15 protein-coding genes and 1 pseudogene are annotated in these 19,251 nt (G+C 74.9%); 9 read left to right on the top strand and 7 right to left on the bottom strand.

Features of this window, described 5'->3' with window-relative positions:
* Nucleotides 1-5: 5 nt before the first annotated feature.
* The 3 genes from AOQ37_RS19615 to AOQ37_RS19625 all read right to left on the bottom strand — a co-directional run bounded on the left by AOQ37_RS19615 (nucleotide 6) and on the right by AOQ37_RS19625 (nucleotide 3,311).
* Entirely contained in the window at nucleotides 6-2,348 is a 2,343-nt protein-coding gene (locus AOQ37_RS19615; RefSeq protein WP_062645861.1) for an ATP-binding SpoIIE family protein phosphatase, read from the bottom strand.
* Between the two features lie 100 nt (nucleotides 2,349-2,448).
* The gene (locus tag AOQ37_RS19620; RefSeq protein ID WP_062645862.1) at nucleotides 2,449-2,916 is read right to left on the bottom strand and encodes a peroxiredoxin; all 468 of its coding nucleotides are present in this window, start codon (nucleotides 2,914-2,916) and stop codon (nucleotides 2,449-2,451) included.
* A complete protein-coding gene (locus tag AOQ37_RS19625) occupies nucleotides 2,913-3,311 on the bottom strand; it encodes a DoxX family protein (protein ID WP_062645863.1) in 399 nt (132 codons plus the stop codon). The genes AOQ37_RS19620 and AOQ37_RS19625 overlap by 4 nt, the downstream gene beginning before the upstream one ends.
* A 151-nt stretch (nucleotides 3,312-3,462) precedes the next feature.
* Here AOQ37_RS19625 and AOQ37_RS41830 point away from each other — a divergent pair, with 151 nt between their 5' ends.
* Nucleotides 3,463-3,735, top strand: coding sequence for a DUF7336 domain-containing protein (locus tag AOQ37_RS41830; RefSeq protein ID WP_062645864.1), 273 nt, complete (start codon nucleotides 3,463-3,465; stop codon nucleotides 3,733-3,735).
* 464 nt (nucleotides 3,736-4,199) lie between these two features.
* Here AOQ37_RS41830 and AOQ37_RS41835 read toward each other — a convergent pair whose 3' ends face one another.
* From AOQ37_RS41835 to AOQ37_RS19645, 3 genes are all read right to left on the bottom strand, one after another.
* The gene (locus tag AOQ37_RS41835; protein WP_062645865.1) at nucleotides 4,200-4,715 is read right to left on the bottom strand and encodes a MarR family winged helix-turn-helix transcriptional regulator; all 516 of its coding nucleotides are present in this window, start codon (nucleotides 4,713-4,715) and stop codon (nucleotides 4,200-4,202) included.
* Nucleotides 4,716-4,939: 224 nt separating this feature from the next.
* A complete protein-coding gene (locus AOQ37_RS19640; RefSeq protein WP_078890289.1) occupies nucleotides 4,940-5,911 on the bottom strand; it encodes a FecCD family ABC transporter permease in 972 nt (323 codons plus the stop codon).
* Nucleotides 5,912-6,012: 101 nt separating this feature from the next.
* A complete protein-coding gene (locus AOQ37_RS19645) occupies nucleotides 6,013-7,038 on the bottom strand; it encodes a FecCD family ABC transporter permease (RefSeq protein ID WP_062645866.1) in 1,026 nt (341 codons plus the stop codon).
* A 142-nt stretch (nucleotides 7,039-7,180) separates the two neighbouring features.
* Here AOQ37_RS19645 and fes (AOQ37_RS19650) point away from each other — a divergent pair, with 142 nt between their 5' ends.
* The 8 genes and pseudogenes from fes (AOQ37_RS19650) to AOQ37_RS19680 all read left to right on the top strand — a co-directional run bounded on the left by fes (AOQ37_RS19650) (nucleotide 7,181) and on the right by AOQ37_RS19680 (nucleotide 17,974).
* Nucleotides 7,181-8,524, top strand: coding sequence for an enterochelin esterase (gene fes / locus AOQ37_RS19650; protein ID WP_062645867.1), 1,344 nt, complete (start codon nucleotides 7,181-7,183; stop codon nucleotides 8,522-8,524).
* A 59-nt stretch (nucleotides 8,525-8,583) separates the two neighbouring features.
* Nucleotides 8,584-9,561, top strand: a complete 978-nt coding sequence (locus AOQ37_RS19655; RefSeq protein WP_062645868.1) for an ABC transporter substrate-binding protein — start codon at nucleotides 8,584-8,586, stop codon at nucleotides 9,559-9,561.
* Complete coding sequence (locus AOQ37_RS19660) at nucleotides 9,558-10,340, top strand: 2,3-dihydro-2,3-dihydroxybenzoate dehydrogenase (RefSeq protein WP_062645869.1); 783 nt, start codon at nucleotides 9,558-9,560, stop codon at nucleotides 10,338-10,340. The genes AOQ37_RS19655 and AOQ37_RS19660 overlap by 4 nt, the downstream gene beginning before the upstream one ends.
* Before the next feature lie 34 nt (nucleotides 10,341-10,374).
* A complete protein-coding gene (locus tag AOQ37_RS19665) occupies nucleotides 10,375-11,571 on the top strand; it encodes an isochorismate synthase (protein ID WP_062645870.1) in 1,197 nt (398 codons plus the stop codon).
* Entirely contained in the window at nucleotides 11,568-13,196 is a 1,629-nt protein-coding gene (locus AOQ37_RS19670) for a (2,3-dihydroxybenzoyl)adenylate synthase (protein WP_062645871.1), read from the top strand. The genes AOQ37_RS19665 and AOQ37_RS19670 overlap by 4 nt, the downstream gene beginning before the upstream one ends.
* A 15-nt stretch (nucleotides 13,197-13,211) precedes the next feature.
* Nucleotides 13,212-13,841: pseudogene (locus AOQ37_RS19675) on the top strand (isochorismatase family protein); the annotation flags it as partial.
* A gap of 66 nt (nucleotides 13,842-13,907) precedes the next feature.
* Nucleotides 13,908-14,078, top strand: coding sequence for a phosphopantetheine-binding protein (locus AOQ37_RS41415; RefSeq protein ID WP_234436963.1), 171 nt, complete (start codon nucleotides 13,908-13,910; stop codon nucleotides 14,076-14,078).
* Nucleotides 14,075-17,974 (top strand): non-ribosomal peptide synthetase, encoded by a 3,900-nt coding sequence (locus AOQ37_RS19680; RefSeq protein ID WP_062646072.1) that lies wholly within the window; start codon nucleotides 14,075-14,077, stop codon nucleotides 17,972-17,974. Before AOQ37_RS41415 ends, AOQ37_RS19680 begins: the two co-directional genes overlap by 4 nt.
* Here AOQ37_RS19680 and fes (AOQ37_RS19685) read toward each other — a convergent pair.
* The gene (fes, locus tag AOQ37_RS19685) at nucleotides 17,907-19,235 is read right to left on the bottom strand and encodes an enterochelin esterase (protein WP_062645873.1); all 1,329 of its coding nucleotides are present in this window, start codon (nucleotides 19,233-19,235) and stop codon (nucleotides 17,907-17,909) included. The genes AOQ37_RS19680 and fes (AOQ37_RS19685) overlap by 68 nt on opposite strands.
* Between the last annotated feature and the right edge of the window lie 16 nt (nucleotides 19,236-19,251).

Genomic DNA, 19,251 nt, shown 5'->3' on the forward strand with positions numbered 1-19,251 from the left:
GGCGGTCACCCGGGCTCCAGTGACTGCTCCGCCCAGATCGTCTTGCCCCGGTCCGTCTGCCGGCTGCCCCAGCGCTGGGTGAGCTGTGCGACGAGCAGCAGACCGCGCCCGCCCTCGTCGAAGGCGTGGGCGCGGCGCAGGTGGGGGGAGGTGGAACTGCCGTCGGAGACCTCGCAGATGAGGGTGCGGTCGCGGATCAGACGGAGCCGGATGGGGGCCGCGCCGTAGCGGATCGCGTTGGTGACGAGTTCGCTGACGACGAGTTCGGTGACGAAGGCGGCCTCCTCCAGGCCCCACGCGGTCAGTTGCTCGGTCGCCGCCTGGCGGGTGGCGGCGACCTGGGCGGGATCGCGCTCGACGTCCCAGGTGGCGACCTGGTCCGCGCCGAGCGCCCGGGTGCGGGCGAGCAACAGGGCGACGTCGTCACTGGGTTCATCGGGCAGGACCGCCTTGAGCACGGTGTCGCAGAGGGCGTCGAGCGAGGCGGCGGGTGCGGTCAGCGCGCTGCACAGCTCGCCGGTGGCACGGTCGACGTCCCGGTCGCGGTCCTCGATCAGGCCGTCGGTGTAGAGGGCGACGACCGCGCCCTCGGGCAGCTCCAGTTCGACCGCCTCGAAGGGCAGTCCGCCGACTCCGAGCGGGGGCCCGGGAGTCATCCGGACCAGCTGCGCGGTCCCGTCGGGCAGGACGAGGGCGGGGGCCGGGTGCCCGGCGGCGGCGAGGGTGAGGCAGCGGCTGACCGGGTCGTAGACGGCGTAGAGGCAGGTGGCGCCGAGTTCCGCGACGTCCTCGCCGGCGTCGTCGTACGCGGCGAGGTGGGTGACGAGGTCGTCGAGGTGCGTGAGGAGTTCGTCGGGCGGCAGGTCCACGTCGGCGAGCGTGCGCACGGCCATGCAGAGCCGGCCCATGGTCGCCGTCGACGGGATGCCGTGGCCGACGACGTCGCCGACGACGAGGGCGACCCGGCAGCCGGAGAGCGGGATGACGTCGAACCAGTCGCCGCCGATGCCGGCCGTGGAGCCGCTGGGCAGATAGCGGTGGGCGACCTCGACGGCCGCCTGTCCGGGCAGGCCCCGGGGCAGCAGGCTGTGCTGGAGGGCGAGGGCGGTGGTGCGTTCGCGGGCGAAACGGCGGGCGTTGTCGATACAGACGGCGGCCCGGCTGGCCAGTTCCTCGGCGAACACGGCGTCGTCGGCCTCGTAGTCGTCGGCATGGGCGATACGGACGCCCACCAGGACGCCGAGGACGGTGCCGCGGGCCCGCAGGGGCACCGAGATCACCGAGTGGACGCCGGTCCGGTGACGGCGTCCCTCGGGGGCGCGCGCGTTGCGTTCGGCGAGCCACCGCACGAAATCGGGCTCCCCCGCCTGGAGGCGGACGGCGCGCCCCTCCCGCAGGGCGCGCGCGGGCGGGCTGAAGGGCGGATGGACGTCGTTCTCACCGAGGCGGACCGCCGCCTCGGGGGTGCCCTCGTGGGCGGAACCGTGGGCGACCCGGCGCAGCACGACCTCGCCCTCCGGGACGGGCGGCGGCTCGTCGGCGCCGAGGACCCAGTCCAGCAGGTCGACGCTGACGAAGTCGGCGAACCCGGGAACGAGGAGATCGACCACCTCCTCGGTGGTGCGCACCATGTCGAGGGTGGTGCCGATCGAGGCGGCGGCCTCGTTCAGCAGGGCCAGCCGTTGGCGGGCCAGGTACTGCTCGGTGCTGTCGAAGGCGGCCAGGGCGACACCGACGACCTCGCCCGACGGCTCGCGCACGGGCCACATCTCGGTGGTCCACGCGTGCTCCCGGTTGAGGGAGGGAGCGCCGGTCCAGCTCTCGTAGCGGATCGGCCGGCCGGTCTCGGCGACCTGGCGCAGGTGCCAGTCGAAGCCCCGGCTGTGCTCGGCCTCCTGGACGGTGTCCGGGAAGTGGCGGCCGAGCAGGTCGTCCTCGGAGACGCCCATGACCTTGCAGGCGACCTCGTTCAGCCGCAGATAGTGCTGGTGGGGGTCGAAGACGGACATCGACATGGACGCCTGCTGGAAGGCCCGCCCCGCGAGGGTCGGTTCCGGTGCGGAGGGCCGTTCGGCGGTGAGGGTCCAGCCGGTGTGCTCCGCGCCGGGGCCCAGTACCGGGCAGGCGGTGACGGTCAGGGTGACGGACCGGCCGTCACGGTGGCGTACGACGACCGGCCGGGTCCACGCCGACGCCGGGAGCGGCGGGAGCTCCTCGGCGAGCAGATCGGTCACCGCCCGCCCCGCGGCCTCCGCGGCCGTGTGGCCCGTCAGCAGCCGCGCACCTTCGCTCCAGCCCGTCACGATGCCGTGAGCATCGATGACCGCCGCAGCGACGACATGCTCCATGTCGTCCAGAATGGTCCCATTGTTCCGGCGCATCAACCGCGACGGCCCGACCGGGGACGCACGGCGCTCCCCGGCCGCCCGGGCCTCCGGCTCCCGTCGCTCAGGCGCGGTGGGCGCGCAGCGCGTCGAGAGCGCGGTCCGCGTGGGTGTTCATCCGCAGCTCGCTGCGCACGACCTCCAGGACGGTGCGGTCCTTCCCGATGACGAAGGTGACCCGCTTGGTGGGGGCGAGGGAGAAGCCGCGCTTCACACCGAAGCGTTCCCGCACCGCCCCGTCGGCGTCGGACAGCAGCGGCATGCCGAGCGAGTGCCGCCCGGCGAACTCCTGCTGGCGCTCGACGGTGTCCCCGCTGATCCCGACGGGCCGGGCGCCCACTGCGGCGAACTCGGCCGCCAGGTCACGGAAGTGGCAGGCCTCGGCCGTGCAGCCGGCGGTGAGGGCGGCGGGGTAGAAGAAGAGGACCACCGGCCCGTCGGCGAGCAGGTCCGTCAGGCTGCGCACCGTGCCGGTCTCGTCCGGCAGCGCGAAGTCCTCGACGAGGTCGCCGGTCTCCGGAGCCTTGGTCATGACCGCCCCTCCGTGATCTTCGCGGCGCCCGCACCGTCTGCGACGCTGCGGGCCCACATCACCAGGGGCACCTGGAACGGCAGCCGGGCCACGGCGGCGGCCTTGAGCGGGGCGGGGCGGTGCCGCCAGTCCCAGGCCATCTTGACGTTGGCGGGGAAGACGCCGACGAAGAGCCCGGCCGCGGCCAGCGCGGCCGTCCTGCGGGTCCGCGGCACGGCCACGCCCGCCGCCAGGGCCAGCTCGGCGACGCCGCTGGCGTACGTCCAGGCCCTGGGCGATCCCGGCAGCGAGCGCGGGATGATCGCGTCGAACGGGCGCGGGACGGCGAAGTGGGCTACGCCCATGCCGGCCAGCAGGCCCGCCAGGAGCAGGGGTGAGCGTTCGGACCGGGACACGGTTCCTCCTCTGATGACCTGGCGCCCGACATTACTGGAGGGTAAGCGGGGATCCGGCGGCGGGGTCGCGAGGCGGGACCGGGGGTCGGGGCCCCCGCCAACTCGGCCGGGACGCGGCGGGGTTGCGGACTGCCGGCGATAGGCTGCCGCGATGACCGTCTATCTGCTGTGGCACATCGGGCACCGCAACGAAGCCGGTGCGGGCGGGGCGCCCCTGCACCGGGACGGGGACTCCGTGCGCGTCGACGAGGAGGACGGCGACGACGTCAAGCTGCTCGGCGTGTACTCCACACCCGAGAAGGCGGCGGAACGCAGGCGCCGGGCCCGGCTGCTGCCGGGCTTCGCCGACGAGCCGGACTGTTTCGTCATCGACGAGCACACCCTCGACGAGGACGAGTGGACCGACGGTTTCGTACGGCTCTAGGACGACACCCGGGCCCGTCCGGGGTTGGAACGGGTCCCCGTCGCGTCCGGGGCCGGGAGGGGTCCCCGTGGTGTCCGGGGGCCGGGAGGGGTCCCGGCGTGTCCGGGGCCGGGAGGGGTCCCGGCGTGTCCGGGGCCGGGAGGGGTCCCGGCGCATCCGGGGTGTGGCCGGACGCCCGGCGATGCACGCCGGTGCGGAACAGACGGTCGTGTGTGCGTTCGCCGGTGCCGGTGGCCACGCCCATGGCGGCGAGGGTCCGGTTCGGCCGGAACGGCGCTGCTCCCCTGCCCGTACCGCCGACGGTCGCCCGGTTCCTGCCCGCGGGCTGCGCGAGCCGGTCCCCGGAGGGGCGTCGTCGGCCGTGGCCGACCTTGGCCGACTTCCGCGCCCGAGGCTCACGCGGGGAGACCGGTCGGCCGCTCGACGGCGCGCCGTCGGCCGTGGTGCGCTTCCGCGCCCGAGGCTCAGGCGCGGGGGGCGGTTGACTGTTCGGTGTCCTCCTCCACGGCGTACGCGAGGAAGTCGTCGACCATCCGGTGGAAGAGCGTGGCGAGCTGCCCCAGCTCCTCCGGGGACCAGTCGGCCAGCGCCAGCTGCATCCCCCGGGCACCCGCGTCCCGGACCCGGTCGACGGCGGCCCGCCCGGCCTCGGTGAGCTGGATCCGCTGGGCCCGGCCGTCGTCGGGGTCGGGAACCCGGGTGACGTACCCCGACTTCTGGAGCTGCTGCACGGTGCGGGTCACGTGGGAGGCCTCCACGCCCAAACGCTGCGCCAGCTCCCCCGGCCGCAGCGGCTCGGAGTCGGCGACCTGCCGCAGCAGCGCCACGGCGGCGCGGTCCAACGGGACTCCGGCCAGCGTCATCAGCCGGTCGTGCCGACGGGCGCGGGTGCTCAGGTAGGTGATGCGCGTGAGCGCGCGCTCGATCTCGACCACTTGCGGAGTCGCGGCGGGGGGCAGCGGGAGCGGTTCGGTGGACATGGGTCCCACTTTACCATCTCATTGCGTAACTCAAGTAAGTTACCGAGCGTGAGCGCGACCCCCACGACGGACGGAGGACGTGCGAGGGAACGCCGTACGGACGACGCGCCGAGGGGACCGCCGTACGGACGACGCGTCGAGGAGAACACCGCACGGAAGACACCTCTCACGGCACCGGGCTCGCACGCGGCCGGCCGTCCCTGCCCGGCGGTCCCCCCCCCGGCTCATATCCGGCCCGCGCCGCGCTCCCCCCTGAGCAGCCATGCCAGGTACGCGCCGCCCGCCACGCCCGTCACCACGCCGACCGGCAGCAGCGCCGAGCCGGTGAGGCGCTGGGTGGCCAGGTCGGCCGCGGACACCAGCAGGGCGCCGGTCCACGCGGCCGGCAGGAGGTTGGGCCCCGGCGCGCGCGTGACCCGGCGCGCGAGCTGCGGAGCGGCCATCGCCACGAACGGGACAGGACCGGCCGCGGCGACCGCCATCGCGGTGAGACCCGTACCGGCGCACAGCAGGACGAGGCGGCTGCGTTCCGGGGGCACCCCGAGCGCGGCCGCGGTGTCGTCGCCCATCTCCAGGAGGGTCAGCCGCCGGGCGTACACCAGCACGAGCGGGACGAGCGCGACCAGGCCGAGCGCGGCGATACGGACGTCGGTCCAGTCCCGGGCGTTGAGCGAGCCGATCATCCAGCCCGCCGCCTGCGCGGCCTTGCCGATGTCGGCGCGCAGGTACAGGAAGCTGGTCACGGAGCCCAGCACGGCGGAAGCGCCGATGCCGACGAGGACGAGCCGGTAGCCGTGGACCCCCCGCCGCCAGGCGAGGAGATAGACGGCCGCCGCGGTGGCGAGGCCGCCGCAGACCGCGCCGAGCGCGGTCTGCGGTCCGCCCGCGTCGAAGAGGATGATCGCGACGAGCGCGCCGGCCGAGGCACCGTTGCCGAAGCCCATCACGTCCGGGCTGCCGAGCGGGTTGCGGGTGAGCGACTGGAACACCGCTCCCGCCAGGCCCGTGCCGAAGCCGACCAGGATCGCCACCAGGGCGCGGGGCAGCCGCAGGTCCGTCACGATGAACCCGGCGCCGGGCGGACCGCCGCCCGCCAGGGTGTCGAGCACCTCGGCGGGAGTGAGCCCGTAACCGCCCGTCCCGAGGGCGAGCACCAGGGTGCACGCGGCGAGCAGGGCGAGCACGGTGCAGGTCATGAGCGTGCGGCCGGCGCAGCGCAGGGACCAGCGGCCGGCCCGCAGCACGCCCGCGGTCCGCCGGTCCGGCCCGCCGTGCGTCCCGCGGTCTTCGAGCAGGCTCACAGCTGGGCCGCCGTCCGTCGCCGGACCAGGTGGATGAAGAGCAGGCCGCCGAGGAAGGCGGTGACCGTGCCGACCTCGATCTCCGAGGGCGCCGCGACGATCCGGCCGAGCACGTCGGAGCCGAGGAGCAGGACGGGCGCGTAGAGCGCGCAGTACGGCAGGAGCCATCGGGGGTCCGGGCCGCAGAAGGCGCGGGCCGCGTGCGGAATCATCAGCCCGACGAAGCCGATCGGGCCACAGAGGGCGGTGGCGCCGCCGCACAGCAGGGTGACGGCGACGACGGACAGCACCCGCGTGCGGCGCACCCGCGTGCCGAGGGCGCGGGCGTGGTCGTCGCCGAGGGCGAGGGCGCCCAGCGGGCGGGCCAGGGAGAGCGCGAGGGCGGCTCCGGCCACGAGCAGCGGGAGCACGGTGAGCAGGAGGCCGGCATCGCGTTTGGCGAGGGTGCCGACGGCCCAGTACCGCATCTCGTCCAGGGTGCCCAGATCCCACTGCTGGAGTCCGTTGACGTACCCGAACAGGGCCGCGTTGACGGCGGTTCCGGCGAGGGCCAGGCGGACCGGCGTCGCGTACCGGCCGCCGCCGAGGGCCTGGACGAGGGTGGCGGCCAGGGCGGCACCGGCGAGCGCGAACCACAGATAGCCGGTGAACGAGGTGATGCCCAGGACGCTGATGGCGGTGACGACGGCGGCCGCGGCGCCCGCGTTGACGCCGAGGAGGCCGGGGTCGGCGAGGGGGTTGCGGGTCAGGGTCTGGAGGAGACCGCCGCCCAGACCCAGCGCCGCCCCGACGGCCACGCCGATGAGCGTGCGCGGCAGCCGTAGGTCCCGCACGATCGCGTCGCTCTCGGTGCCGGTGGGGGCGAACAGGCCGGACCACACCTGGTGGAGCGGTATCTGACGGGTGCCCACGGCCAGCGAGAGGGCGGCGGCCGCGAGCAGCAGCGCCAGACCCAGCAGCAGTCCCGCGGCGCGGGCGGGGGGCCGTTTTCTTCCGGCCCGGGGATGCGATCCATCGAACATGTGCTTAGCTTAGGCTAACCTAACAACGGCTGTTGACGATTTCGTCGACCAAGTGCCGCCGTATGCCCAACCGCCGCCACAGGCATGCCTGTTGGCGTGCCCTGGGACGAAGACGAGGGGGAAAGATGACCGGAGGAACCGGATGATCGCGGGCACGTCACCAAGCGTGCGGTCCGCCGACGCGCCCGGGAGCACCGACGACGCCGTACGGCCGCTGAGCATCACCGGCCCCCGGATCGCGCGACTCCTGGAGGACCTCGGCCGCCTGGACCCCGCCGACGCCGCAGGCCGCACGACGCTCACGGCCGTCTTCTGGAGCGAGGCCGAACGGCTCGGCACCCCGCTCGTGGAGGAGCTCGACGGGTGGCCCGGGCACCGGGCGGTGACGTTTGTGTGGCGCGGGCACCGGGCCACCCGTCAGGTGCTGCTGCACGCCAACCGCGTCATCGACCGTGACCGGCTCACCGACGGTCTGCTGGAACACGTGCCCGGCACCGACGTCTGGCATCTCGGGCTGCGGCTGCGGGCCGACCACCGGGGGTCCTACCGGATGGCCGCCGACGTCTCGGTCAAGGAACCGCCCACGGATCCGGGCCGGTTGCACCAGCGGCTGCGGTCACTGTCCGTGCACGCCGCCGCGGACCCGCTCAACCCGCGCCGGATGCCCACCCGTTGGAACGGCGCGGAGGCTTCGGTCTTCGCCCTGCCCGACGCGCCGCCCCGGCCCTGGGCCGAAGGGCCGGGCGGCGGGCCGCGGGGACGGGTGGAACGGCACCCGGTCGGCTCCTCGGCCCTCGGCGGCGACCGGGACACCTGGGTGTACCTGCCGCCGGGACACGACGGCGGGGACCGCACTCCGCTGCCCGTCCTGGTGCTGTGCGACGGCGACATGTGGTTCGGCCGGCTCGGCCTCGGTCACACCCTGGACGCGCTGGTGGCCGACGGGACGCTGCCCCCGCTCGCCGTACTCGCCCCGGACGCCGTGGACCGGGACACCCGCTGGCGCGAACTGGGCGCGCGCGAACCGTTCGTGAGCTTCCTCGCGGACGAACTGCTCCCCTGGGCGGCGGACCGCCTGCCCCTGACCACCGACCCGGCGCGGACCGTCGTCGCGGGCCAGAGCCTCGGCGCGGTCACCGCGCTGCATGCCGCGTACCGGCGCCCGGAGCGTTTCGGCAACGTGCTGGCCCAGTCCACCTCACTGTGGTGGCGGCCCGGTCTGCCGCCGCCCCGGGGTCCCAGACCACCGGTGTTCGGCGTGCCCTGGCTGGTCTCGCGGTACGCGGCCTCGGGCCCGCGGTCGGTCGCCGTCCACCTGGACGTGGGCCTGCACGAGGGCGCGATGGTCGACCACAGCCGCGCCCTGCACCGGGCGCTGGCCCGGGCGGGCCACCGGGTCTCCTACGCCGAGTACAACGGCGGCCACGACTACGCCTGCTGGCACGGCGCGCTGGCCGACGGCCTGGTCCGGCTGCTCGGCACCTGAACTCCCCTCACACCTCACACCTCACGCCTCACGCCTCCGTCATTCAAGGAGCTCATCCGATGTCCTGTGCACGTACCTCCCGCCGGGCGGTGCTGTCGTCCGCCGCCGCCGTCGCGACGGGAGCCCTCCTGCTGTCCGGATGCGGCGCCGGCGGGAAGGACGCGGGCGCCGACGGCACGACGACGGGCACCCGCGCCGTCACCGACGCGACCGGCCGCGAGGTCGACGTGCCGACCGCGCCCGCCAAGGTCGTGACGCTCAGCGAACCCACCCTGGACGCGGCCCTCGCCCTGGGCGTCTCGCCCGTCGGCGCCACCGCCGGACGCGGGCAGCAGGGCGTCTCCACCTATCTGGCCGACCGGGCGGGCACGACGCAGGTGGTCGCCACCGTCGCCGAGGCCGACCTGGAGAAGGTGGCCGCGCTGCGCCCCGACCTGATCCTCCTCGACGGGACGACGGCCGTGAAGAGCGAGGTCGCCAAGCTCCAGGCCATCGCGCCGACCGTGGTCACCGCCAAGCTGAACGAGGACTGGAAGAAGGCGTTCACCGCGACCGCCGACGCCCTGAACAAAAGGGCCGAGGCCGAGCGGATCCTCACCGGCTTCGAGACCGACGTGGCGGCGGCGAAGGCCAAGCTCGGCACGAACGCGGGCGCGGTCGTCAGCGTGGTGCGCTGGCAGAACGGGGCGCCCTCGGTGGTCGGCAAGGGCGTGGGACACGTGGGTTCCACGCTGACCTCCCTGGGGCTGACCCGCCCCGCGGACCAGCAGGGCGCGAGCGCCGGGCACAGCGAGCCGGTCAGCCTGGAGAAACTGTCCACCGTCGACGGGGACTGGCTGTTCTTCGGCACCCTCGGGGACCGGGCGGACGGCGCGAAGGCGTACGCCGAGGCGAAGAAGGTGCCCAACTTCGGCCGGCTGAAGGCCGAGCGGGCCGGGCATGTCGTGGTCGTCCAGGGCTCGGCGTGGAACAGCGCGGGCGGCCCGCTGGCGGCCGCCGTCGTCCTGGCCGATCTCACCGAGGCGCTCGCCCCGTGAGCGGCGGACTCGCCGGCCGGCTCGCCCTGGTGACGGGCGCCGGCCGGGGCATCGGGGCCGCCGTGGCCACCGCCCTCGTCGAGGAGGGCGCCCAGGTCCTGGCCACCGACCTGGACCCGGCCGGGCCCCGGTCGCTCGCCGCGGAACACCCGGGCCGGGTGACCGCCCGCGCGCTGGACGTCACCGACGCGGCGGCGGTGGAGACCCTGGTCGAGGAGGCGGAGAACGAGCTGGGTCCGCTGGACATCGCCGTCAACGTGGCCGGGATCCTGCGGAGTTCGGCGGTCGTGGACCTGGCCGACGAGGACTGGGCGGCGATCTTCGCGGTCAACGCCGGGGGTGTCCTCCACGTCTCGCGCGCGGCCGCCCGCCGGATGACCGCGCGCGGCAGGGGCTCCATCGTCACCGTCGCCTCCAACGCGGCCGGCGTCCCGCGCGCGGGCCTGGCCGCCTACGCCGCCTCCAAGGCCGCCGCCGTCATGTTCACCAAGTGCCTGGGGCTGGAGGTCGCCGCGCGCGGCGTGCGCTGCAACACGGTCTCCCCCGGCTCCACCCTCACCGACATGCAGCGCGCCCTGTGGAACGGCGACGACGCCGAGGCGGCGGCCCGGCGCGTCGTCGAGGGCGACCTCGCCACCCACCGCACCGGCATCCCGCTGGGCCGCATCGCCGCACCGGCCGACGTCGCCGACGCCGTCGTGTTCCTGGTCTCCGACCGCGCCCGGCACATCACCATGCACGACCTGTACGTGGACGGCGGCGCCACCCTCCGGGCCTGATCCCCACCCGCACGTCCCCCACTGGAGACACCACATGTCTGCCTCACTGCGTGACCATCCCGCCCCCTCCCTCCTCTCCCCCGGCGCGGCCACCGCCCTCCTGGAGGCCTACCGGCCCGCCACGGACCGGTTCCTCGCCTCGCCCCGGCACACCCTGCTGGGCCGCGGCAGCGCCGCCGGGATACCCCACGGCACGAGCCCGCTGGCGCACCGCGTCCGGGACGTCCTCGACGCGCTGCGCCGGCCCGACGCCCCACCGCCCGTCGTCATGGGCTCGCTCCCCTTCGCCCCCGACGCCCCGGCCGCGCTCGCGGTGCCGGACATGGTGCACTGGGCGCCGCCGCTGCGGGAGGACCCGCTGGTCGCGCTGCCCGTGCCGCCCGACGAGCACCGGCCCGACTGGCGGGTGCGGGAGGTGCCCTCGCCCGAGCGCTACGGCGAGGCGGTCGCCTCGGCCGTGGCGCGGATGCGGGCCGGGGAGTTCGACAAGGTCGTCCTCGCCCGCACCCTGGAGCTGACCTCCGCACGGGAGCCGGACCTGCCGGCCATGCTGCGCCGGCTCGCCCGACGCGACCCGGACGGCTACTCCTTCGCCGTGCCGAGCGGCCCCGGGCGCACCCTCGTCGGCGCCAGCCCCGAACTCCTCGTCTCCCGCCGGGGCGGCCTGCTGACCGCCAACCCCCTCGCGGGGAGCGCGCCCCGCAGCACCGACCTCGCCGAGGACGTGCGCCGGGCTGCGGCGCTGCTGGAGTCCCCGAAGGATTTGCACGAGCACGCCGTCGTCGTGACCGCCGTGCGGGAGGCGCTCGCGCCGTTCTGCACCCGACTGGAGGTGCCGGACCGGCCCACCCTGGTGCGCACCGCCGCGTTGTGGCACCTGTCGACGACGGTCACCGGCGAACTCGGCGACCCCGAGGTCACCGCGCTGGACCTGGCGTCGGCGCTGCACCCCACGCCCGCCGTGTGCGGTACGCCGACCGAGGTGGCCCGTGCGGTGATCGGCGCCTGCGAGCCGTTCGACCGGGGCCCGTACACCGGCATGGTGGGGTGGCAGGACGCCGACGGCGACGGCGAGTGGGTCGTGACGATCCGCTGTGCCGAGGCCGAGGGCCGCACGCTGCGCCTCTTCGCGGGCGCCGGTGTCGTCGCCGCGTCCACGCCGGAGGCCGAGACGGCGGAGACCGCCGCCAAGTTCCGCACGTTCCTGCACGCCGTGGGGGCCGGGCTGTGACGGTCACCCCGGGCGTCGACGCCCCCACCTGGCCCGAGGAGTTCGCGGCACACTACCGGGCGGCGGGCCACTGGCGCGGCGAGACCTTCGGCGGTGTGCTGCGCGCCCGGGCCGCCGCGCACCCCGACCGCGTGGCCCTCGTCGACCCCGCCCCGCAGCGCCGCACCTGGACGTACCGGGAGCTCGACGAGCGCGCCGACCGGTTGGCCGCGGGGTTCGCGGCGCGCGGGATCGGCCGCGGTGACCGGGTCGTCGTCCAGCTGCCGAACGTCGGCGAGTTCGTCGAGGTGGTGTTCGCGCTGTTCCGGATCGGCGCGCTGCCGGTGTACGCGCTGCCCGCGCACCGGTACACGGAGGTCTCCTTCTTCTGCTCCTTCACCGAGGCCGTGGCGTACGTCGTGCCCGACACCCACGCCGGCTTCGACCACCGCGAACTCGCCTCCCGGGTGCGGGAGGCGGCCCCGACGCTGCGGCACGTGTTCGTGGCCGGGGAGCCGGGTGAGCACACCCCGCTCTCCGAGGTCCCGTGCGCGGCCGACGGGCGGACGGCCGGGCCCCGGCCGCACGAGCTGGCGTTCCTTCAGCTGTCCGGCGGTACGACGGGCGTGCCGAAGCTGATCCCCCGCACCCACGACGACTACCTGTACTCGCTCCGGGGATCGAACGAGATCTGCGGCGTGGACGCGGACACCCGCTTCCTCGTCGTGCTGCCCGCGGCCCACAACTTCCCCATGAGCTCGCCCGGTTGGCTGGGCGCGCTGTACGCCGGGGGGACGGCGGTGCTGTGTCCGAAGCCCGATCCGGCGACCGCGTTCCCACTGATCGAACGGGAGCGGATCACCATGACCGGGCTGGTGCCGCCGCTGGCGCTGGTGTGGACGGAGGCCGCCGCCTCCACCGGGCACGATCTGTCCGGCCTGGAGCTGGTGCTGGTGGGCGGCGCGAAGTACAGCGCCGAGGCGGCCCGCCGCCTCGAACCCGCGCTGGGCTGCCGGCTGATGCAGGTCTTCGGGATGGCCGAGGGACTCGTCAACTACACACGGCTCGACGACGATCAGGAGACCGTCGTCACCACCCAGGGCCGGCCGATCTCCCCCGACGACGAGATCCGGATCGTCGACGAGGCCGGCCACGACGTCCCCGAGGGCGGGTCCGGGCAGCTGCTGACGCGGGGCCCGTACACGATCCGCGGGTACTGGAAGGCCCCCGAGCACAACGCGCGGGCGTTCACCGAGGACGGGTTCTACCGCACGGGCGACATCGTGCGCCGCACACCGAGCGGTCATCTCGTCGTCGAGGGGCGGGCGAAGGACCAGATCAACCGGGGCGGCGAGAAGATCGCGCCCGAGGAGATCGAGAACATCGTCCTGGCTCATCCGTCGGTGCACGACGTGTCGGTGGTCTCCGTCCCCGACCCGTACCTGGGTGAGCGTTCCCTCGCCTACGTGATCCTGCGCGCGGGCGCCGAACCGCTGCGCCCGGCCGCCGTGAAGCGGTTCGTGCGGGAGCGCGGTGTCGCCGCCCACAAGGTCCCCGATCTCGTCGAGTTCGTCGATGCCTTTCCGCACACGGGTGTCGGCAAGGTCAACAAGAAGCAGCTGCGGTCGTCCGCCGAGCAGCACTGAAAGGCCCCTGTTCCCATGGCACTTCCCGCCATCGCCCCCTACCCGCTGCCGTCCGCCGACGAGTTGCCCGCGAACCGGGTGAACTGGACGGTCGACCCCGCCCGCGCCGTCCTGCTCGTGCACGATCTCCAGCAGCATTTCCTCTCCGCGTTCCCGGCCGGCGCACAGCCGCTGACCGGCCTGCTCGCCCACACCGCCCGGCTCACGCAGGCCGCCCGCGGGCTCGGTGTGCCGGTCGTCTACTCGGTGCAGCGCGGCGGCCAGAGCCCGCAGGAGCGCGGCCTCCAGCTCGACTTCTGGGGACCGGGCGTGGCGGACGACCCGGTGGCGCTCGCCGTGCCCGCCGCGGTGGCGCCGCAGCCGGGCGACACCGTGCTCACGAAATGGAAGTACAGCGCGTTCGTGCGCACCGAACTGGCGGAGCTGCTGCGCTCGACCGGCCGCGACCAGCTGGTCGTCACCGGTGTGTACGCGCACATCGGGGTGCTGATGAGCGCCTGCGACGCGTGGATGCGGGACATCCGGGCGTTCGTGGTCGCGGACGCCGTCGCCGACTTCTCCCGTGCGGACCATGACATGGCCCTGCGCTGGGCGGCGGGCCGCTGCGCGTTCGTCACCACCACCGACGCGCTGCTCGGGGAGCTCGCGGCGGCGCCCCTGACCCTGGAGCGGATCCGCGCCGACGTCGCCGACGTGCTCGGCGAGGACCCGGTGGACGTCCCGGTCGACGAGAACCTCCTCGACCTCGGAATGGACTCGGTCCGGATCATGACCCTGCTGGAACGCTGGCGTCGCGAGCACGCCGTCACCGCGGACTTCGCGGACCTGGCCGAGCGGCCGGCCGTCGAGGCGTGGGCCGCGCTGCTGGGGGCGACCGCGTGAGCGCCGCCCCGCCCCGCGGCGCGGACCTGCCGGAAGAGGTGCTGCCGCTCACCGCGGCCCAGTCGGGCATGTGGTTCGCGCAGGCCCTGGACCCGCTGAGCCCCGCCCAGAACACCGCCGAGTGCCTGCGCCTGGACGGACCCGTCGATCCCGCGTTGTTCGCCGCCGCGTTGCGGCGGGTCGCCGAGGAGGCGGAGTCGCTGCGGGTACGGATCGAGGACACGCCCGACGGGCCGCGCCAACGTGTCGTGGACGCCGGGGAGCAGCCGCTCACGGTGCTCGACGTGCGCGACGAGGCGGAGGCCGAGGCGTGGATGCGCGCGGACCTCGCCGCGCACCACGACCTCGCGGCCGGTCCGCCGTTCCGGCACGCGCTGTTCCGCGTGACCGGCGGCGAGGAGCGCTGGCTGTGGTACCAGCGCGTCCACCACCTGGTCATGGACGGCTTCGGCTACTCCCTGCTGGTACGCCGTACCGCCGAGGTGTACTCGGCGCTGGCGCGCGGCGAGGAGCCGCCCGGCCGTTCCTTCGGCCGGCTCGCCGACCTGGTCGCGGACGACATCGCCTACCGGTCCTCGGCGGCCTTCGCGGCGGACCGCGCGTACTGGACGCGGGCGTTCGGGGACCGCCCCCAGCCGCCCCGGCTCTCGGGGCGCGCGGCGCTGCCGTCCCGGACGTTCCGCCGCCGGACGGCGTACCTGTCCCCCGAGGTCACCGACACGCTCCGCACTCTGGCGGCCCGGCTCCGGGCGACCTGGCCGGACGTGCTCGTCGCCGCACAGGCGCTGTACACCTCACGGGCGACCGACCGGTCCGACGTGGTGCTGGGCCTGCCGCTGATGGGCCGGACGGGCTCGGTGGCCCTGCGGGTGCCCGCCATGGTGATGAACGTCGTGCCGCTGCGGTTGACCGTCACCCCCGAGGCGACCTTCGCCGACCTGGTGCGGCAGGTCGTGCTCGGCATCCGCGAGGCGCGCCGCCACCAGCGCTACCGCTACGAGGACATCCGCCGCGATCTGGGGCTGCTCGGTGAGAACCGGGGCCTGGTGGGCCCGCTCGTCAATGTGATGCCCTTCGACTACGGCGTGGACTTCGCGGGTACGCCGGCCCGGGCCCGCAACCTGTCCGCGGGACCGGTCGACGATCTGACCGTCAACGTCAACGACCGCGCCGACGGACACGGCCTGCGCATCGACCACGACGGCAACCCGGCCCTGTACGAGGACGCCGTACTCGCCGCCCATCAGGTCCGGTTCCTGGGGCTGCTGGAGCGGCTGGCCACGGGCGACCCGCACCTTCCGCTCGCCGCCCACGCCATCGTCACCCCGGCCGAACGGGACCTGGTCGTCGAGGAGTTCAACCGCACGGACCGTCCGGTCCCCGCCACCACCCTGATCGGCCCCATCGAGGCGCAGGCCGCCCGCACCCCGGACGCGACCGCGCTCGTGTACGGCACCGAGTCGCTGACGTACGCCGAACTCGACGCCCGGGCGAACCGGTTGGCGCACCACCTCCAGGCGCTCGGCGCCGGGCCGGGGACGACGGTCGCGGTGTCGGTACCCCGGTCGACGGAACTGATCGTCGCCCTGCTGGCCGTGCTGAAGGCGGGCGCCGCCTATCTGCCGCTGGATCCGGACTACCCGGCGCCCCGGCTGGCGTACATGCTCGAGGACGCCTCCCCCGTCTGCGCCGTCACCGACCGCGCCGGCCGGCTGCCCGAAGGGCCGACACCGGTCGTGTCCCTGGCCGGGCTGGACCTGTCCGCCCGGTCGGCCGTCACCCCCGCGAGGGCCCTCACCCCCGCCCACCCCGCGTACGTCATCTACACGTCCGGCTCCACGGGACGCCCCAAGGGCGTGGTCGTGTCGCACCGGGCGATCGACAACCGGCTGCGCTGGATGCAGCACGCCTACCCCCTGGACGCCGGTGACCGGGTCCTCCAGAAGACGCCCTCGTCGTTCGACGTGTCCGTGTGGGAGTTCTTCTGGCCGCTCAGGACGGGTGCCACGCTGGTCGTGGCCGAGCCAGGCGGGCACCGGGACCCCGCCTACCTGGCCCGGCTGATCCGCGAACAGGCCGTCACCACCTGCCACTTCGTGCCCTCGATGCTCCAGGTGTTCCTGGCCGAGCCGGGCGCGGCCGACTGCCGTGCGGTGCTGCGCAGGGTGTTCGCCAGCGGCGAGACGCTCCCCCGCGAGACGGCGAACGCCTTCGGGCGCGTGCTGCCGGAAGCCGGGCTGCACAACCTCTACGGGCCGACGGAGGCCGCCGTCGACGTCAGCTACCACGCCTGCGCGCCACAGGGCGCGGGTCCGGTGCCGATCGGGCGGCCGGTGTGGAACACCAGGCTGTACGTCCTGGACGCCGCTCGGCAGCCATGCCCGCCCGGCGTGCAGGGTGAACTGTTCCTGGCCGGAAGGCAGTTGGCGGACGGCTACCTCGGCCGGGCCGAGCTGACCGCGGCCCGGTTCGTCGACGACCCGTTCGGGCCGCCCGGCGGACGGATGTACCGCACGGGCGACCTCGCCCGCTGGAGCGCCGACGGCGAGGTGGAGTACCTCGGGCGCACCGACCACCAGGTCAAGCTGCGCGGGCAGCGCGTCGAACTCGGTGAGGTGGAGGCCGCGTTGGCGGCCCGGCCCGGCGTCGACGGTTCCTGTGCGGTGGTCGTCGAGGACCGGCTCGTCGGCTACGTCACCGGCGACGCCGACGCCGTGGCGGTACGGGCGGCGCTGGCGCGGGAGCTGCCGGAGCACCTGGTCCCGGCCGTCGTGGTGGTCCTGGAGTCGTTCCCGCTGAGCCCCAACGGCAAGCTGGACCGGCGTGAACTCCCCGCCCCGGTCTTCTCGGGCGGGGCGGCGGGCGCGGGACGGCTTCCGGCGAGCGGTTACGAGGAGGTCCTCACCCGGCTGTTCGCGGAGGTGCTCGGCGTCGGACAGGTCGGCCCCGACGACGCGTTCTTCGACCTGGGCGGCACGTCGCTGCTCGCGGTGCGGCTGGTGGCGCGGATCCGGGAGGAGTGCGCGGCCGAGCTGACCATCGGTTCGCTCTTCGAGGCCCCGACCCCGGCCGCGCTCGCCGGCCGCATCGAGGCGGCGGGGCCGGCCGCACGGGACGCGCTGGACGTCGTCCTGCCGCTGCGGGCGCGGGGCGCGCGGGCGCCGCTGTTCGCGATCCATCCCGCGGGCGGGCTGTCCTGGTGCTACGCGGGGCTCGCCGCGCGCCTCGGACCCGATCAGCCGGTGTACGGCGTCCAGGCACGCGGCCTGTCCGGCGAAGAGCCGCTGCCGTCCACACTGCTGGAGGAGGCCGCCGACTACGCCGGCCGGATCCGGGAGGTCCGGCCGCACGGGCCGTACCGGCTGCTGGGCTGGTCGGTGGGCGGGGTCCTCGCGCACGCCGTGGCCGTCCTGCTCCAGGAGTCCGGCGCGGAGGTCGAACTGCTGGCGCTGCTCGACGCGTTCCCGGCCGAGCAGTGGCGGGAGCGGCCGGCGCCCGAAGAGGGCGACGCCCTCACCGCCGTCCTGCGGATGGCGGGCTTCGACCGCACCGGCGAGCGGACCCGCGAGGACGTGCTGGCCACCCTGCGCCGGGCCGGCAGCCCGCTGGCGGGACTGGCCGACGACACGCTCGCGCGGATCGTCGACATCGTGCCGAACCACGCCCGCATGATGCGCGAGCACCGGCACCGGGTCTTCCGGGGCGACCTGCTGTTCTTCACGGCCGCCGCCCCGCGCGCCGAGGACTGGCTGACCCGGGAGGCGTGGCGGCCGCATGTGAGCGGCGCGATCGTCGACCACGAGCTGGACTGCACCCACCCCCAGTTGCTCACCGGCCGCCATCTGGACGAGGTGGCCGTCCGTCTCGCCGCCCGTCTCGAGGAGTTGGACGCATGAGCTCCACCAGCCCGTCGGTCAGTTCCGTGCGCCAGCAGAGGTAGTCGTGACCACCGTTGAACTCGCGATAGGAGGAGTCGTGGCAACCGAGGGCCACAAGAGCGTCCCGCAGTCGGCGGGCCGCGGGCAGCGCCACCCACTCCTGCTCGCCGAAGGAGAGCCACAGGCGCACCGGCGGCCGGGGGCCGTCGGCGAGGGTGCGGGTGAGCCACTCCGGCTCCGGGCCGACGGGCCACCAGAACGAGCCGGACTGCACCAGGGCGTTGCCGAAGCGGTGCGGCGCGGCGAGAGCCGCGTAGGCGGCGGTGAGCCCGCCGAGGCTTTGGCCGGCGATGACCGTGCGCGCCGGATCGTCGGTCAGGGGGGCCGACCTGGCGGCCCGGGGCAGGAGTTCGTCCGTGAGGAAACCGAGATACTCGGGGCGGCAGGCGAGTTCGCGCCAGCGGGTGGGCTCGTCCACCGCGTCCGGCAGGACGGCGGCCGTCGGCGGGATCCGTCCTTCGGCGATGAGCGCGTCCAGGAGCCGGGCCACACCGAGCCGCGGCTGCCAGTGCTCCCCGTCGAGCAGCACCAGCAGCGGAAGCCGCTGGTGCCCGACCTCCGTGCCCGGGGGCCGGTACAGCCAGTACCGGCGGGTACCGCCCAGCAGTTCGCTCGGCACGCTGTGCTCGGTGACGGTCCCCCGGGGGACGTCCGGCCCCGGCTCCCACTCCACCGCCCGGGGCGCGGCCGGGAGTTCGGCGTACGGCACCGGGGTACCGTCCCAACGGTGCGGCAGCGACCGGGAGTTGAACGGGTCGGGTCGACGGCGGGTACGCAGCCACTGCCAGTGGGCCGGGCTGCCCGGCGGCCCCGGGGCGGGGCCGCCGCCCTCGTCGCCCTCGTCGGCGTAGAGGTCGTAGGTGCCGCGCCAGTCGTGGCGCAGCCGGAGCGTCCAGTGCCACACATCGGTGCCGGGGACACGCTCCATCAGGTTGTCCTCGGGCGCGCGGGGATCGCCGAGCTTGTTCGGCAGGACCTGGACGGCCCGGGTGGCCGGTGTGCCGCGCCACAGCCAGGTGACGGCGCGGTGGTCGTCGCTGCCCTCCGGGTCGGGGCCGACGAGCGGCGTACCGCGCCGGCGGACCCCGGCCCAGAACTCCTCGACACCGTCCGGGCCGGGCAGCGCACACACCGGTCGGGCCAGGCGCGGAACCGGGTGCGGTCGCGGCAGCCGGGGCGGACGGTGCGGGGTGCCCTCGGGCGGCGCGGACCAGGACATACCAACAGACTCCCTC

Origin of the sequence: Streptomyces maremycinicus (assembly GCF_001184025.1) — a bacterium.
Lineage (GTDB): Bacteria > Actinomycetota > Actinomycetes > Streptomycetales > Streptomycetaceae > Streptomyces > Streptomyces maremycinicus.

Coding starts and splice junctions, on each gene's coding strand:
- AOQ37_RS19665 (WP_062645870.1), top strand. CDS start 10,375: ATGTCTGCCTCACTGCGTGACCATCCCGCCCCCTCCCTCCTCTCCCCC.
- fes (WP_062645867.1), top strand. CDS start 7,181: ATGATCGCGGGCACGTCACCAAGCGTGCGGTCCGCCGACGCGCCCGGG.
- AOQ37_RS41830 (WP_062645864.1), top strand. CDS start 3,463: ATGACCGTCTATCTGCTGTGGCACATCGGGCACCGCAACGAAGCCGGT.
- AOQ37_RS19640 (WP_078890289.1), bottom strand. CDS start 5,911: ATGACCTGCACCGTGCTCGCCCTGCTCGCCGCGTGCACCCTGGTGCTC.
- AOQ37_RS19645 (WP_062645866.1), bottom strand. CDS start 7,038: ATGTTCGATGGATCGCATCCCCGGGCCGGAAGAAAACGGCCCCCCGCC.
- AOQ37_RS19615 (WP_062645861.1), bottom strand. CDS start 2,348: ATGGAGCATGTCGTCGCTGCGGCGGTCATCGATGCTCACGGCATCGTG.
- AOQ37_RS41835 (WP_062645865.1), bottom strand. CDS start 4,715: ATGTCCACCGAACCGCTCCCGCTGCCCCCCGCCGCGACTCCGCAAGTG.
- AOQ37_RS19655 (WP_062645868.1), top strand. CDS start 8,584: ATGTCCTGTGCACGTACCTCCCGCCGGGCGGTGCTGTCGTCCGCCGCC.
- AOQ37_RS19620 (WP_062645862.1), bottom strand. CDS start 2,916: ATGACCAAGGCTCCGGAGACCGGCGACCTCGTCGAGGACTTCGCGCTG.
- fes (WP_062645873.1), bottom strand. CDS start 19,235: ATGTCCTGGTCCGCGCCGCCCGAGGGCACCCCGCACCGTCCGCCCCGG.